This is a genomic window from Pseudomonas sp. HY13-MNA-CIBAN-0226 (genome assembly GCF_040310305.1).
In the GTDB taxonomy this organism is placed as follows: domain Bacteria; phylum Pseudomonadota; class Gammaproteobacteria; order Pseudomonadales; family Pseudomonadaceae; genus Aquipseudomonas; species Aquipseudomonas gregormendelii.
Genome location: NZ_JBEOPS010000019.1, coordinates 96,734 through 110,885, shown reverse-complemented (window position 1 = coordinate 110,885; position 14,152 = coordinate 96,734). Strand labels below are relative to the sequence as shown.

General features: G+C 61.4%; 14 protein-coding genes. 8 read left to right on the top strand and 6 right to left on the bottom strand.

Features of this window, described 5'->3' with window-relative positions:
• The first annotated feature begins 107 nt into the window (after positions 1-107).
• Together AAEZ05_RS20800 and AAEZ05_RS20795 are read left to right on the top strand one after the other, a co-directional pair.
• Entirely contained in the window at positions 108-929 is an 822-nt protein-coding gene (locus AAEZ05_RS20800) for an aldo/keto reductase (RefSeq protein WP_350600350.1), read from the top strand.
• Positions 930-957: 28 nt separating this feature from the next.
• Positions 958-1,428 (top strand): DUF1810 domain-containing protein, encoded by a 471-nt coding sequence (locus AAEZ05_RS20795; RefSeq protein WP_045060959.1) that lies wholly within the window; start codon positions 958-960, stop codon positions 1,426-1,428.
• Here the strand turns inward: AAEZ05_RS20795 and AAEZ05_RS20790 are convergent.
• Positions 1,393-3,753, bottom strand: a complete 2,361-nt coding sequence (locus tag AAEZ05_RS20790; protein ID WP_177328577.1) for a DNA polymerase II — start codon at positions 3,751-3,753, stop codon at positions 1,393-1,395. The genes AAEZ05_RS20795 and AAEZ05_RS20790 overlap by 36 nt on opposite strands.
• 212 nt (positions 3,754-3,965) lie before the next feature.
• Between AAEZ05_RS20790 and AAEZ05_RS20785 the strand changes: the two genes are divergently transcribed.
• Positions 3,966-4,406, top strand: a complete 441-nt coding sequence (locus tag AAEZ05_RS20785; protein ID WP_045060957.1) for a CBS domain-containing protein — start codon at positions 3,966-3,968, stop codon at positions 4,404-4,406.
• Positions 4,407-4,507: 101 nt separating this feature from the next.
• Here AAEZ05_RS20785 and AAEZ05_RS20780 read toward each other — a convergent pair whose 3' ends face one another.
• Positions 4,508-5,131 carry a glutathione S-transferase gene (locus tag AAEZ05_RS20780; RefSeq protein WP_350648645.1) on the bottom strand — a complete coding sequence of 208 codons (624 nt, stop codon included), beginning with the start codon at positions 5,129-5,131 and terminating at the stop codon, positions 4,508-4,510.
• Between the two features lie 157 nt (positions 5,132-5,288).
• On the opposite strand from AAEZ05_RS20780, the gene AAEZ05_RS20775 reads away from it, so the two are divergent.
• From AAEZ05_RS20775 to AAEZ05_RS20765, 3 genes are all read left to right on the top strand, one after another.
• Positions 5,289-5,810 (top strand): DUF3455 domain-containing protein, encoded by a 522-nt coding sequence (locus AAEZ05_RS20775; RefSeq protein ID WP_045060955.1) that lies wholly within the window; start codon positions 5,289-5,291, stop codon positions 5,808-5,810.
• Between the two features lie 311 nt (positions 5,811-6,121).
• Positions 6,122-6,649: a sigma-70 family RNA polymerase sigma factor gene (locus tag AAEZ05_RS20770; protein WP_045060954.1), complete on the top strand. Its 528-nt coding sequence runs from the start codon at positions 6,122-6,124 to the stop codon at positions 6,647-6,649.
• Positions 6,646-7,365 (top strand): anti-sigma factor, encoded by a 720-nt coding sequence (locus AAEZ05_RS20765; protein ID WP_350648643.1) that lies wholly within the window; start codon positions 6,646-6,648, stop codon positions 7,363-7,365. Before AAEZ05_RS20770 ends, AAEZ05_RS20765 begins: the two co-directional genes overlap by 4 nt.
• Before the next feature lie 63 nt (positions 7,366-7,428).
• Here AAEZ05_RS20765 and AAEZ05_RS20760 read toward each other — a convergent pair whose 3' ends face one another.
• Complete coding sequence (locus tag AAEZ05_RS20760; protein ID WP_045060952.1) at positions 7,429-8,520, bottom strand: DUF1615 domain-containing protein; 1,092 nt, start codon at positions 8,518-8,520, stop codon at positions 7,429-7,431.
• 291 nt (positions 8,521-8,811) lie between these two features.
• Here AAEZ05_RS20760 and AAEZ05_RS20755 point away from each other — a divergent pair, with 291 nt between their 5' ends.
• On the top strand, positions 8,812-10,347 hold the full coding sequence (locus tag AAEZ05_RS20755) for an FAD-dependent oxidoreductase (RefSeq protein WP_350648641.1): 1,536 nt from the start codon (positions 8,812-8,814) through the stop codon (positions 10,345-10,347).
• A 62-nt stretch (positions 10,348-10,409) separates the two neighbouring features.
• Here AAEZ05_RS20755 and hemB read toward each other — a convergent pair whose 3' ends face one another.
• The 3 genes from hemB to AAEZ05_RS20740 form a co-directional block, all read right to left on the bottom strand.
• Complete coding sequence (gene hemB / locus AAEZ05_RS20750; protein WP_045060950.1) at positions 10,410-11,384, bottom strand: porphobilinogen synthase; 975 nt, start codon at positions 11,382-11,384, stop codon at positions 10,410-10,412.
• Between the two features lie 130 nt (positions 11,385-11,514).
• Positions 11,515-12,357: a PhzF family phenazine biosynthesis protein gene (locus AAEZ05_RS20745; protein ID WP_045060949.1), complete on the bottom strand. Its 843-nt coding sequence runs from the start codon at positions 12,355-12,357 to the stop codon at positions 11,515-11,517.
• A gap of 27 nt (positions 12,358-12,384) precedes the next feature.
• Entirely contained in the window at positions 12,385-13,083 is a 699-nt protein-coding gene (locus AAEZ05_RS20740; RefSeq protein ID WP_350648638.1) for a glutathione binding-like protein, read from the bottom strand.
• 362 nt (positions 13,084-13,445) lie between these two features.
• Between AAEZ05_RS20740 and AAEZ05_RS20735 the strand changes: the two genes are divergently transcribed.
• Positions 13,446-14,117, top strand: a complete 672-nt coding sequence (locus tag AAEZ05_RS20735; RefSeq protein WP_045060947.1) for a hypothetical protein — start codon at positions 13,446-13,448, stop codon at positions 14,115-14,117.
• Positions 14,118-14,152 lie beyond the last annotated feature (35 nt).

Genomic DNA, 14,152 nt, shown 5'->3' with positions numbered 1-14,152 from the left:
CCACTCAACAACGTCCACTGGCTGCGGTAGCCTGGAGCCTTGCAGCAATGAACCTCATGCCGTTCATGCTGCCGAACGTACACCAGCGGATTTTTCAGGAGGTTTGAATGCGCACTTTGCAATTGGCCGGCGTCGAGGTACCGGTCATCGGCCAGGGCACCTGGCGCATGGGCGAGGATTCGTCGCAATACGCCAGCGAAGTCGCGGCCTTGCGCCAAGGCATCGAGCTGGGCATGACCCTGATCGACAGCGCCGAAATGTACGCCGAAGGCGCAGCAGAGGAAGTGGTGGGCGAGGCGATCGCGGGTCAGCGTGACAAGGTCTTCCTGGTCAGCAAAGTGTACCCGCACAATGCCAGTCGCCAGGGCGTTCCCTTGGCGTGCGAGCGCAGCCTGAAGCGCCTGCGCACCGATTACATCGATCTGTATCTGCTGCATTGGCGCGGTCAGTATCCGCTGGAGGAAACTGTCGAAGCCTTCGAGCGCTTGCGCGAGGCCGGCAAGATCGGCCGCTGGGGGGTGTCCAATTTTGATCTGGATGACCTGCACGAACTGGCTGCACCGGCCTGCGCCACCAATCAGGTGCTGTACAACCTGGAAGCGCGCGGCATCGAATTCGACCTGCTACCGTGGTGCCAGCAACAGAGGCTGCCCGTCATGGCCTACTGTCCCATTGGCCAAGGTGGGCATATGCTGGCCCACGCCACCCTCGGACAAGTGGCAGCCCGTCACGCCGCGACACCGGCGCAGGTGGCACTGGCATGGATTCTGCGGCAGGACGGGGTAATCGCCATCCCCAAGGCGGTCCGGCCCGAGCACGTCAAACTCAATGCCCAAGCACACGACATACGGCTTGAACCCGGGGATCTGGAGGCGCTGGACCAAGTGTTTCGTGCGCCACAACGCAAACAGCGACTGGCCATGGTCTAGGCCATCGGTTTCATCAGAGGGCTTCTACATGAGAAGCACCGACCCGCTGGACTCCTTTAACCTGGACCGCTTCCTCCAGGCGCAGGACCCGGTGTTCGACTACGTCCTCGAGGAACTGGCTGCCGGCTGCAAGCGCCGGCACTGGATGTGGTTCATCTTCCCGCAGATCGCCGGACTGGGTGGCAGCGAAATGTCGCGGCGCTTCGCTATCCAGTCGGCCGCAGAAGCGATGGCCTATCTGGATCATGCAGTGCTGGGTGCACGGCTGCGGACCTGTACTCAATTGGTGCTCAACATCAAGCATCGGTCCATCGGTGACATTTTCGGTCACCCCGACAACCTGAAGTTTCACTCCTCCATGACCCTGTTTACGCAGTTCAGCCCCGGGGACAGTCTGTTCCATCAGGCCATGGACCGTTACTACCACGGCATTCCGGACGAGTGGACCCTGTCGCTACTGGACTCAAAAGAGCCCCAGTTGCCCTCCAATCAGGGTTGAAAAGTCGTCATCTACAAACGGCAGGATGGCGTCCGCGATCGGTTGCAGTTGCCGCGTGACGTAATGGTCATAGTCGACGGGCGCGCTGCGCACCTCCAGCGGCTCAGGCCCGGCTACGGTGATCAGGTAACTGATCCAGCCGCCGTTCTGGTACTGCCGAGGCCGGCCCTGCTGGTCGTTGTAGGCATCGGCGATGCGCGCCGCCCGCACATGTGGAGGCACGTTGCGCTCATAGTCGTCGAGGGTGCGGCGCAGGCGTTTGCGATAGACGAGGCGCTCGTCGAACTCGCCGGCCAGGGTCTTGCGCACGTAGTCGCGCACATAATCCTGATAGGGCTTGCGGTGGAATATCAGCGAATAGAGTTCCTGCTGGAATTGGCGGGCCAGCAGTGACCAGTCGGTACGCACCGCTTCAAGGCCCTTGTAGACCATCTCGTCGGTACCATCGGCACGGCGGACCAATCCTGCATAACGCTTTTTACTGCCCTCCTCCGCACCGCGAATGGTCGGCATCAGGAACCGCGTGTAGTGGGTTTCATATTGCAGTTCAAGCACGCTTTGCAGCCCATACTGCTGCTGCACGTGCCCACGCCACCACTGGTTCACGTGATCGACCAGGGCCCTGCCGATCTGCGCGGCTTCTTCCTGGCCATGGGCCCGACGCAGCCAGACGAAGGTCGAGTCGGTATCGCCGTAAATCACCGTGTGCCCCTGCGCCTCGATCAGCTGACGAGTGCGCAGCATGATCTCGTGCCCGCGCAAGGTGATCGATGAGGCCAGGCGCGTGTCGAAGAACCGGCAGCCGCTGGACCCGAGCACGCCGTAGAACGCGTTCATGATGATCTTCAGGGCCTGGGACAGCGGCGCGTTGTGCTCACGCTTGGCGGTTTCCCGGCCCTCGGCCACCCGCGAGACAATCGCTGGCAGGCAATGCCGGGTCCTGGAAAACCGCGCGCCGCGGAAACCGGGGACCGAGTCGTGGTCGTCCGGGTGCTTGAGGCCTTCGATCAGGCCGACCGGGTCGATCAGGAACGTGCGGATGATCGAGGGGTAGAGGCTCTTGTAGTCGAGCACCAGCACCGATTCGTAGAGCCCCGGCTGTGAGTCCATGACAAAACCGCCAGGACTGGCTTGCGGTGGCCGCCCGCCGAGGTTCGGCGCAACAAAGCCCTGGCGGTGCATCAGCGGCATGTAAAGGTGGGTGAAGGCCGCTACCGAGCCGCCGCTGCGGTCCGCCGGCAAACCTGTAACGCTGGCGCGCTCGAGCAGGAAGGTCAACAGCTCGGTTTTGGCGAAAATCCGCGTGACCAATTCGCAGTCCTTGAGGTTGTATTTGGCCAGGGCCGGCTTGTCCTCGGCGAACATGCGGTTGATTTCGTCCATGCGCTGGTAAGGCGTGCTGATCGCCTTGCCCTCCCCCAACAGGGTCTGGGCGACGTTCTCCAGGCTGAACGAGGGGAAACTCCAGGTCGCTGAGCGCAGGGACTCGATGCCGTCGATGATCAAGCGGCCCGCCGCTGCCGCAAAAAAGTGATTGCGGCTGCCATGTTCACGCCACTGCATCTCTTCGCCACCACGCCCCAGCTTGAGCGGCACCGCCAGGCGCCGGGCATGCTCGTGGAGCACCCGCAGGTCGAACTGCACGACGTTCCAGCCGATGATCGCGTCCGGGTCGAAACGGGCAAACCATTCGTTGAGTTTCTTCAGCAACAGGGTGCGTGACTCGCAGTATTCAAGTTGGAAGTCCACCTCGCTGTCGTCACCGTTGGGCGGACCAAGCATGTACACCTGACGCTCGCCACACCCTTGCAGCGCAATCGAGTAAAGCTCGCCCCGGGCGGTGGTTTCGATATCCAGGGACACCAGCCTGAGCGTGGGCCGGTAAGCCGGATCAGCTTTCATCTGCGCGTCGAGCACCAGTCCTTCGGCATTCGGCGTGCCACCGAAGACCACCGGTGCGGTGATGAAGCGCTCCATCATGTAGCGTTCGGGCGGTCGCACATCGGCTTCGAACATCTCGACGCCGACCTTGCGCAGGGCGGTTTCCAGGCGCATCAACTGGCCGTGCAGCTGACAGTACAGGCCGAGCACCGGGCGATGCTCGAAGTCCAGCAGCGCCAGGGGCCGTAGCTCGACGTTTTTTTCACCCTGTAGCACCTGCTCTGCCTGTTCCCGCTGTTCGGCGGGAATGAACGCCACCGACGGTTGATGGGGCAGGCGAATGCGCCGGGGACCGTTGTCGGTCGCCAGCCAGAACTCGACTTCCGTACCGGCCGGGGTGTCACGCCAATGCCGGGTCAGGACAAAACCCTGCTGTAGATCCACCAGTGCAGCCTCGATAACGATTCAGGTGGGGATTCTACGCGTATCCTCGTCACAGCTGCCGAGCCAGCGAGGTTATGTGGAGTTGGAATGGGAAAATGTATAAAAAAACAGCCAAATGACGTTTTTTGCATGATATCCGCCGCTTTGCGTCTTGCCCTCAACGCCCGGGTCTATGATTCTTCTAGAACAACGACAACACCAGAGTACCCACCATGAAAACCGTCGCCCAACTGCTCAAGTTGAAAGATCAGAAGAACCAGGAAGTGCACCAGATCAAGCCCGACCACATGGTGCTAGAAGCGTTGATGAAGATGGCCGAGAAGAACGTCGGCGCCCTGCTCGTGGTGGAAAATGACCAGGTGCTGGGGATCATCAGCGAACGGGATTACGCGCGCAAACTGGTGTTGCATGGTCGTTCCTCGGTGGGTACGCCGGTGCGCGACATCATGGTCTCGCAAGTGATCACCGTGGACACCCACCAGACCGTGGACACCTGCCTGGGCATCATGTCCGATAAACGGCTGCGTCACTTGCCTGTGGTCGAGAACGGCAAGCTGATCGGCCTGCTGTCGATCGGCGACCTGGTCAAGGAAGCCATTGCCGAACAGGCCGAGCTCATTCGGCAGCTGGAGCAGTACATTCGCGGCGAATAGTTTGGGTTCCCACCGTGGGTGATCCCGCTCGCGATGGAGTGTCAGTCGACCTCATTGGATCTGACATTCCATCGCAAGCAGGCGCGCTCCCACAGTATTGTTCACGTTGGCCAATGCCGGGCAAACACCGGTGCCAATGTCGGATGCCGATCGATTCGCTCCAGCCACGCATAAAATCCTGGCCGGGTGATGCGCAGATGTTCGCGGCTACCCGCCCAGCGACTGACCACGGCGGCCAGAACGTCCAGAGCGCCTGGCGCCTCGTCGCCCAGGTACAACTCGCCGGAAAACTGGTCGGCGAACACCTCCCAACTCCAGTGCAGGCGCTGGCGCGCGCCGGCTATGAGGTTCTGTCGGGACTTCTCATCCGACTCGTCCAGCCAGCGCTCGGGGTAGTCGATGATGCCGATCGCCGCATAACAATTGCTGACAATGAACGCCAGGCCGCGAATGGCCTGATCGCGTTCGGCGACGTCATCCGGCAGCAGGTTCGACTGGGGAAAGGTCAGCCCCAGGTGGATGAGGATCGCGGCGCTCTCGGTCAGGACGCTGCCGTCGGGCAATTGCAGGGTTGGTATCTGCTTCAGCGGATTGAGTTTCTCCAGGGCCTGCGCCGACTCTGGTGAGGCCTCGACATCGATAAAACGATAGGGAATCTCGCAGAGTTCCAACGCCGCCTCAATCGCCGCAGCGCCGGAGTTCCTGTGTCCGTAGAGCTGGTACATACACACCTCCTTTGCAGTTCTCTCTTTGTAGCAGCTGACTCGGCTCCTGCGGAAAAATTTCTTTTTTCGCCTCTGCATCCAAATCGCCCGGTGGCGGGTAGTACCTGTAGCAGCGCTGATGCTGCACAGCGGATTACCCACTTTCGGAGTGCTATCAATGAACGCCAAACAGCTGATGTGCCTTGCCGGTTTGCTTGCCACCACTACCGCCGCCTTCGCCCAGACCGGGTTGCCCGACAGCATCAAGGTGCCGGACGGGCACAAGGTAGCGATGGAGACCACCGGGGTCGGCGAGATCACCTATGAGTGCCGCGACAAGGCCAACGCCGCCGGCATGACCGAGTGGGTTTTCGTGGGGCCCAAAGCGGTGCTTAACGATCGCAGCGGCAAACAGGTCGGCACCTATTTCGGCCCGCCGGCCACCTGGCAGGCGAAGGACGGCTCGAAGGTCACCGGTACCCAACTGGCCGTCGCACCATCGACACCGGGTAACCTGCCGTACCAGTTGGTCAAGGCCAATCCGGCCGAAGGCAAAGGCGCGATGAGCGGCGTGAGCTACATCCAGCGCGTGGCCCTTAAGGGCGGCGTGGCACCGGGTACCGAATGCACCTCCGCCAACAAGGGCAAGCAGGAAGTGGTGAAGTACCAGGCGGATTACATTTTCTGGGCCGCCAGCTGATTCCGGCCCCCATCTCTAATCTCTAATAGACGCCTGGAATACTGCAATATTCTGGAACACATGCATGACCTGTGATCTGGGACACCTGCAATTTCTGTTACCTGGAACAGCTGTAGCAGCTGTAGCAGCTGTGGCAGCTGTGGCAGCTGTGGCAGCTGTGGCAGCTGTGGCAGCAAGGCTTGCCCTCGATGGCTTTCGGTCAGCAGACACAACATTTGCTGACAGAAAACCATCGCGGGCAAGCCTTGCGCCTACAGGGGGTATGTTTGTTTGCTAGATTGCATGCCAGGTCCCAACAATGGCTGAGCACAGTGTCCTTGCCCGAACCCTTATTCGATTACGAAGCACATCTGGCCGCCTGCGGGCGAGGCGATCGGCAGGCCTTGCGCGATTTATACGTGCAGGAGAGTTCGCGCCTGCTGGGCGTGGCCAAGCGCCTGGTACGCGACACCGCGCTGGCCGAAGATATTGTCCACGATGCATTTCTGAAAATCTGGAACGGTGCCGCGCGATTCGATCCCGCGCGAGGTTCGGCGCGGGGCTGGATGTACAGCGTAACGCGGCACCTGGCGTTGAATTTCCTGCGCGACCATCGGCGCGAAAGCCACGACGAGACCGAAGTGCCGGACGTTACCGAAGCTTTCGATGACCAGGCCGATTCCGGACGCATCCATCACTGCCTGGAGCAATTGGAACCGGCACGGCGCACTTGCATCGTGCATGCGTACGTCGACGGTTATTCCCACGCCGAGATATCACACAAGCTCGGCACCCCGCTGGGCACGGTCAAAGCCTGGATCAAGCGCAGCCTGACGGCGTTGCGGGAGTGCATGGGATGATCAGCAGACCTTTGAACGAAACCCCTGAAGAGCGCGACGAACTGGCCAGCGAGTATGTACTGGGCACGCTCTCGGGCGAGTTGCGAGCTCAGGTGCGCCTGCGCCTGGAGGGCGACGCCGAGTTGCGCACGGCGGTCGACAGCTGGGAACGTCGCCTGCTCGGCTTGACCGACCTCGTCGAGCCGGTGCTTCCTTCTACCCAATTGTGGCCGCGAATTGAGCGCAGTGTGCAGGTCCTGGAGCCCAAGCACCGGTTACCTGCCGCGCGCGCGCCCTCCTGGTGGAACCTGCTGCCCTTATGGCGCGGGCTGGCCGGTGCCGGGCTGGCGGCCAGCCTGCTGCTCGGTGCATTGCTGTTGACGCAGACCACGGCCAAGCCGACCTACCTGGTGGTGTTGGTCGGCCCTCAGGACAAGGCGCCGGGCTGGGTCGTCCAGGCGAGCAACCCAAGGGAGCTGCAATTGATTCCGCTGGGGGTGGTTGAAGTTCCAGCCGACAAGGCGCTGGAATTCTGGACCAAGGCAGACGGTTGGCAAGGGCCGGTATCCCTGGGTCTGGTCAAACCGGGGCAAACCCTGTCGGTGCCGCTGGATAAACTGCCGCCACTGGTTCCTGATCAACTGTTCGAGCTGACCCTGGAGAACCCCAATGGCTCGCCAATCGGCAAGCCGACCGGGCCGATTCAGTTCATCGGCCGGGCAGTGAAGGTCATTTGATTGAATTTACCCTGGGCCGTCTGATGCAAACAAACGCCCGCTCCCACTGAGGCCTGGGCCCGCTCAGCGGGCTCGGGCCATGCAACGCTGATAGCGCTCATCCACCCGCTTGGCGAACCAGGCGGTGGTGAGTTTTCGGGTAATTTTCGGGCTTTGCAGAACGATTCCCGGCAATACCGCCCGGGGCAATGACCGGCCTTCAGCCTGCTCCGCCAATTCGAACACCCGCTGATACAGTTTCGTTTCCTCGAACTCCAGGCTCTTACCCTTGTCCAGTTGAGCGCGGATGGTCGGATTGCGCATGTCCAGTTGCTTGCCAAGGCTGCGCACGGCCAGCTCGGTGGTGCCCGGCATGATTGCGTCGTAGCGCACCAGATCACCGTCCAGCGCCAGCGGGATGCCAGATGCGCGACTTACGGCATTCTGAAAGGCTGCATTGCGACTGGCGTACCAGCCGGCGTTGAAATCGGCAAAGCGGTACAGGGGCTGTTCGTAGCTCACCGGGTAACCCAGCAGGTGGGCGATGCCGAAATACATGCCGCCGCGACGAGTGAACACTTCACGGCGAATCGTGCCCTCGACCGGATACGGGTACTGTCGCGCATGCTGTTCGGCGAAATCGATGCTGACCTGCATCGGCCCACCGGTATGCACCGGGTTGAATCCGCCGAACAGCGTCTGCCCCATTGGTACCATGCCGATGAAATCATCGAAGATCGCGCTTAGCTCCTTTTCACTGCGTGCGGCATTGAGCCGCGTGCTGTAGCTCTTGCCGTTGGGCGAGTTGACCTGCAGCGCGCCACTGACCAGCAGGCGGGGGATATGCACCTTGGCGGCCCGGCGGTCGATTTCTTCACGGGCGATCTTGCCTAGCCCGGGCACTGGCGGGTCCACTTGGAACGTCGACTCCTGCTCGGTGACGGCGAGCACCGAGCAGAGGTTTTGCGTGCTCGGATAAATGCCCTGCGCGGCGAATGCGGCATAGATGTCCGTGGCCCAGCCCTGGCGATCGGCTGTTTTTGCCGGCAACAGGCGCACCAGTTCAGCCTTGACCTCTGCGGGCTTGCGCGCAGGCGGTTCCGGTGTCCTTTGCGTGGCGCAACCGGCGAGTACCAGTAGCGCGGTGACGCTTGTGATCAATCGATTGGCTTGCATGGTGTTCCATCAGATTCTTCGGGACGGTTAACCATACGATCAATGGCATGGCGCAGGCTATGACTCTTGCCGCCGCTAACTGTTCCCCCGCCTAAACCGGGTGTGATTTGCGCGGGATCTGCATGCAATCCGGGTAGGAGCTGTCGAGAGAAACGAGGCTGCGATCTTTTGATCGGAACGCCGTCCCCAGCAGGCATGCTTTTACCAGAGGGCTTTTTCCGTTGGGCAGGCCGTCTGGACGCGGTTTCGAGCTGGACCATACTTGAGCAACACGGCGAGGAGACCAGCCCCATGAATCGAAGCGATGTGCTGATTGTCGGCGCCGGCCCCACTGGACTGGTACTGGCGCTGTGGTTGAGCAAACTGGGGATTCGGGTGCGGATCATCGACAAGACCTCGGCGCCCGGCACGACCTCCCGGGCGTTGGCGGTGCAGGCGCGCACCCTTGAACTGTATCGCCAGCTCGACCTCGCCGACGCCGTGGTGCAGAGCGGTCATCGCGTTGCCGCGGCGAATTTCTGGGTCAAGGGCGGGCCTGTCGCGCGCTTGCCCCTGACGGCCGTCGGCGAAGGCCTCACGCCCTACTCTTTCCTGGAAATATATCCCCAGGACCAGCACGAGCGACTATTGATAACCCGCCTCGAAGCCTTTGGAATCAAGGTTGAACGCAGTACCGAACTTGAAAGTTTCGAGGAAACCGGCGACGGCGTCAGTGCGCAATTGCGCTTGCCGGACGGCCAGCAGGAAATTTGCCAGGCGTGTTACCTGGCCGGGTGTGATGGCGCCCGATCGATCGTGCGCAAGGCCCTCGATACCGATTTTCCCGGCGGCACCTACCAGCAGATTTTCTACGTGGCCGATGTGCATGCCAGCGGCGAGGCCCTCAATGGTGAATTGCACGTGGACCTGGATGAGGCCGACTTCCTTGCGGTGTTTCCCATGGCCGAGCAAGGTCGCGCGCGTCTGATCGGCACAGTGCGCGATGAGCGCGCCGAACAGTCGGAAAACCTGCGGTTCGAGGATGTCAGCAATCACGCGATCCAGAGCATGAACGTGCAGATCGAGCGGGTGAACTGGTTCTCGACCTACCGCGTGCATCATCGGGTGGCGGATCACTTTCGCACCGGTCGCGCGTTTCTGCTGGGGGACGCCGCCCACGTCCACAGTCCGGTCGGCGGCCAGGGCATGAACACCGGGATCGGTGACGCCATCAACCTGGCGTGGAAACTCGCCGCCGTGTTGAGTGGCGGTGCCGAAACGCGGTTGCTCGACAGTTATGAACCGGAACGCATCGCTTTTGCCCGCAAACTGGTCGCCACCACCGACCGGGTATTCAGTTTGGTCACCGCCCAAGGCCCCATGGCCGACCTGCTGCGCACCCGCCTGGCGCCGTTGCTCATTCCGAAAATGGCCGCGTTCGAAACATCCCGCGAATTTCTGTTTCGCACGGTTTCGCAGATCACTCTGAATTACCGGACGATGGCATTGAGTGGAGGCGTAGCCGGGCATGTCCATGGCGGGGATCGACTGCCTTGGGCGCACGATGGCGAAGGCGACAATTATGAATCGCTCAAGCAGCCGGTCTGGCAGGTGCATGTGTATGGCGACACCAGCGACGAAATGATCGCCTGGTGCCTGGAGCATCACCTGCCGTTGCAGGTATTTGCCTGGCGGCCTGCGTTCGAACCGGCGGGCCTTGGACGTAACGGGTTCTACCTGTTACGACCGGATACCTATGTGGCGATCGCCGAGAACAGCTCGGATCCGAAGGTGATCGAACGCTATTTCCGTGATCACGGGATTCGTACGTTTTTCACCAACCCCTGACACCCCACACAACAAACATGTGGGAGCGGGCTTGCCCGCTGCCACAGGCAGGTTGCTGTTGGTTAGATCCCGGCCAGCGCCAGGTCCATCGCGAAGTAAGTGAAAATCAGATCGGCACCGGCGCGTTTGATCGCCCCAAGGCTTTCGCGGACCACCCGGTCTTCGTCAATGGCCCCGGCCTGGGCGCCGAACTTGATCATCGCGTATTCGCCGCTGACCTGGTACGCCGCCAGCGGCAGGCGCGAGGCCTCGCGGATGTCGCGGATGATGTCCAGGTACGCGCCGGCCGGCTTGACCATCAGCGCATCCGCGCCTTCCTGCTCGTCCAGCAACGACTCGCGCACCGCTTCGCGGCGGTTCATCGGGTTCATCTGGTAGCTCTTGCGATCGCCCTTGAGGGCACTGCCACCGGCTTCACGAAACGGGCCATAAAGCGCCGAAGCGAACTTGGTCGAATAGGCCATGATCGGCGTGTGGGTGAAACCGGCGGCATCCAGCGCCCGGCGAATCGCCTGGACCTGCCCGTCCATCGCCGCGGAAGGAGCGATCACATCGGCACCGGCCTGGGCTGCGGCAACGGCCTGCCGGCCGAGGTTGACCAGGGTCTGATCGTTGTCGACTTCATGGTTGTGCATGACCCCGCAGTGGCCGTGGTCGGTGTACTCGCAGAAGCAGGTGTCGGACATCACGATCATGTCCGGCACTGCATCCTTGGCGATGCGCGACATGCGCGACACCAGCCCGTTTTCGTTCCAGGTATCGCTGCCGTTGCTGTCCAGGTGGTGGGACACGCCGAACGTCATCACCGAACGGATGCCGGCACGGGCGTAGCGCTCGATCTCGCCGGCAAGTTTAGATTCGGGAATGCGCATCACGCCCGGCATGCTCTTGATCGGCACGAAGTCGTCGATTTCTTCCTCGACGAAGATCGGTAGCACCAGGTCATCGAGACTGAACTCGGTTTCCTGGAACAGGCTGCGCAGGCTCGCATTGCGGCGCAGACGGCGTGGACGTGCTTCGGGGAACTGACTGGACATGGAGGTTCCTGGGACAAGACAAAAGTCGTAGGGGGCGAAAGCTTATGCGTTGTGCGGCGTACCGCACAAACGCTTGTTGACCAAGAGTGCGTTACCGGTCCGGCAATAATCACCAGACGGCACGGTCGGTCTAGAGGGTCAAAGTGCCGCTGATGCAGGTCACGACGGGGCCGCCGACCCAGATTTCGTCGCCCACTTGCTCGACCTGGATGCGCCCGGCGCGACCCATGGTCACACCCTGGCTGACCACATAGCTCGGCGGTGCCAGCCCTTCCATGAGTAGCCACTGCGCCAGCCCGGCATTCAGGCTGCCGGTGGCCGGGTCTTCAGGCATGCCGTCGCCGCTGATAAATGCACGCACTTCGAACTGCGCGGCATCGCCATCGCGTGCCGGCTGCCAAGGCGCAACGACCCCGACCGCGAGGCCGAGCATTTGCCCATGGTCGGGCTGCAGGTCCAGCACCTGCCGGCGATCCGCCAGCATCACCGCCAGCCAGCCGGCGCCATTATCGACCCACTGACTGCGCAGGATCGCGCCGCGCTCCAGGCCCAACCCCAGACGCACCCGTTCTACAATCCCGGCATCCACCGGCCCGGTCCTGATCAGCGGCGGCGCCAGGAAGGCCAGCTCCGCGCCCTGGCGACGAATGCGCACAAGCCCGACTCCGCACTCCTGAATCACCTCCTCGGCCATGGGCACGCCGCCGGCTTCCAGCCAGGCATGACAAGTCCCCAGGGTCGGATGACCGGCGAATGGCAGCTCCTTGAGCGTGGTGAAGATCCGCACCCGGTAGTCGGCCCGCGGGTCACGGGGCTGGAGGATGAAGGTGGTCTCGCTGAGGTTGGTCCAGGCGGCAAACGCCGCCATCCGCTCGTCGCTCAGTTCATCAGCAGCGAACACCACCGCCAGCGGATTGCCCTTGAGCGGGCTGCGGCTGAACACATCTACCTGCTTGAAATCAAATGAATGCATGGCCTTTCCCTGGTCTTGTTGAATGGACTACTTCGGAATTTCCAGCCCGCGCATGACTGCCGGCCGCGCCAGGAAGCGCTCAAGCACCCGCGTCACGTTTTTGAAGTCGTTGATGCCTACCAGGTCGCCCGCTTCATAGAAGCCGATCAGGTTGCGCACCCAGGGGAACGTGGCGATGTCGGCAATGGTGTAGCGATCGCCCATGATCCAGTCCCGCCCTTGCAGCCGGGTATCGAGCACCTTGAGCAGGCGCTTGCTTTCGTCCACATAACGACCCAGTGGGCGTTTGTCCTCGTAGTCCTTGCCGGCGAATTTATTGAAGAAGCCGAGCTGGCCGAACATTGGCCCGATGCCTCCCATCTGGAACATCAGCCACTGGAGCGTCTCGTAGCGTGCCGCCGATTCCTGGGCCAGTAACTGCCCGCTCTTGTCGGCGAGGTAGATCAGAATCGCCCCGGACTCGAACAGCGCCAAGGGTTGATCGGCCGGACCATGGGGATCGAGGATCGCCGGAATCTTGTTGTTAGAGCTCAGCGAAATGAACTCCTGGGACAGTTGGTCATTGGTTTCGAAGCTGACGCGATGGGGCTCGTAGGGCAGTCCGATCTCTTCGAGCATGATCGAGACCTTGACCCCATTGGGTGTCGGCAGGGAATACAGCTGGATCCATTCAGGGTACTGGGCCGGCCATTTTTGCGTGATGGGGAACGCGGACAAATCAGTCATGGGAGCATCCAAAGGAAGATGTAAGCCGATCATAATCCGTAGGGGCTGCCGAAGGCTGCGATCTTTTGATCGTGATCCTGATTTTTCAAGGTTGCTGAACATCAAGAGCAAAAGATCGCAGCCTCCGGCAGCTGCGACGACAAGTTGTAACATCCTGTCGGTAACTTTTCCTACATCCGAGAAAGCATCCCGGTAGAGTGCGGCGCACCTGTCGGGATCGAACCAAATGGGCTTCAGGCACTCTGATCCTTGCCCCTTCGGAAACGGACCGGCTCAACGACATGGAAATCACCCGACGCTGGAAGCTCGCGGTGTAAAGGTTTGTCAGCCTTAACCGAATGCGCTGAAGAACCCCTTATTCGATGAAATTCTTGAAATTTGCCAATCGCTTCAAGCATCGCGCCTATCTTTTTCTGCCGGCACTGCTCGCCACCAGTGCGGTGTTCCTGTCGCTGGAATCCAGTGAAAGCCGCGCCCAGCCCGCTGACGGTACCCAGACCCTGGTGTTCCTGCGCCATGCGGAAAAACCCGAGGGCGGCCTGGGCCAGCTCAACTGCCAGGGCCTCAATCGCGCCATTGACCTGGCGACCCTGCTCCCGGAAAAATTCGGCAAGGCCGACTATGTGTTTGCGGCCAACCCGACCCGCAATGTCGAGGAAGGCGAGCTGGATAACTCCTACAGCTACATCCGTCCCCTGATGACCATCAGCCCGAGTGCGATCAAGCTCGGCCTGCCGGTGAACATCAACTTCTCGGCCAACGATACCAGCGACCTGGCCGACGAACTGCTCCATGACAAGTACCACAACTCGGTCATCTACACCGCCTGGTCCCATGGCTACCTGCCTGAGCTGATCAACAAGGTGGCGGGCGACGCCCTGGGCAAGAAGCAGAAGATTACCGAAGACTGGGAATCGAGCGATTACGACTCGTTGTATGTGCTGACCCTGACCTGGCACAACGGCAAGGCCAGCCTGGAAAGCCACACCTACAAGCAAGGCCTGGATAACGGTCGCGAGACCTGCCCAACGTAAGTACCTGCGCCGGGAGGAGGAGCTGGGCTATCATG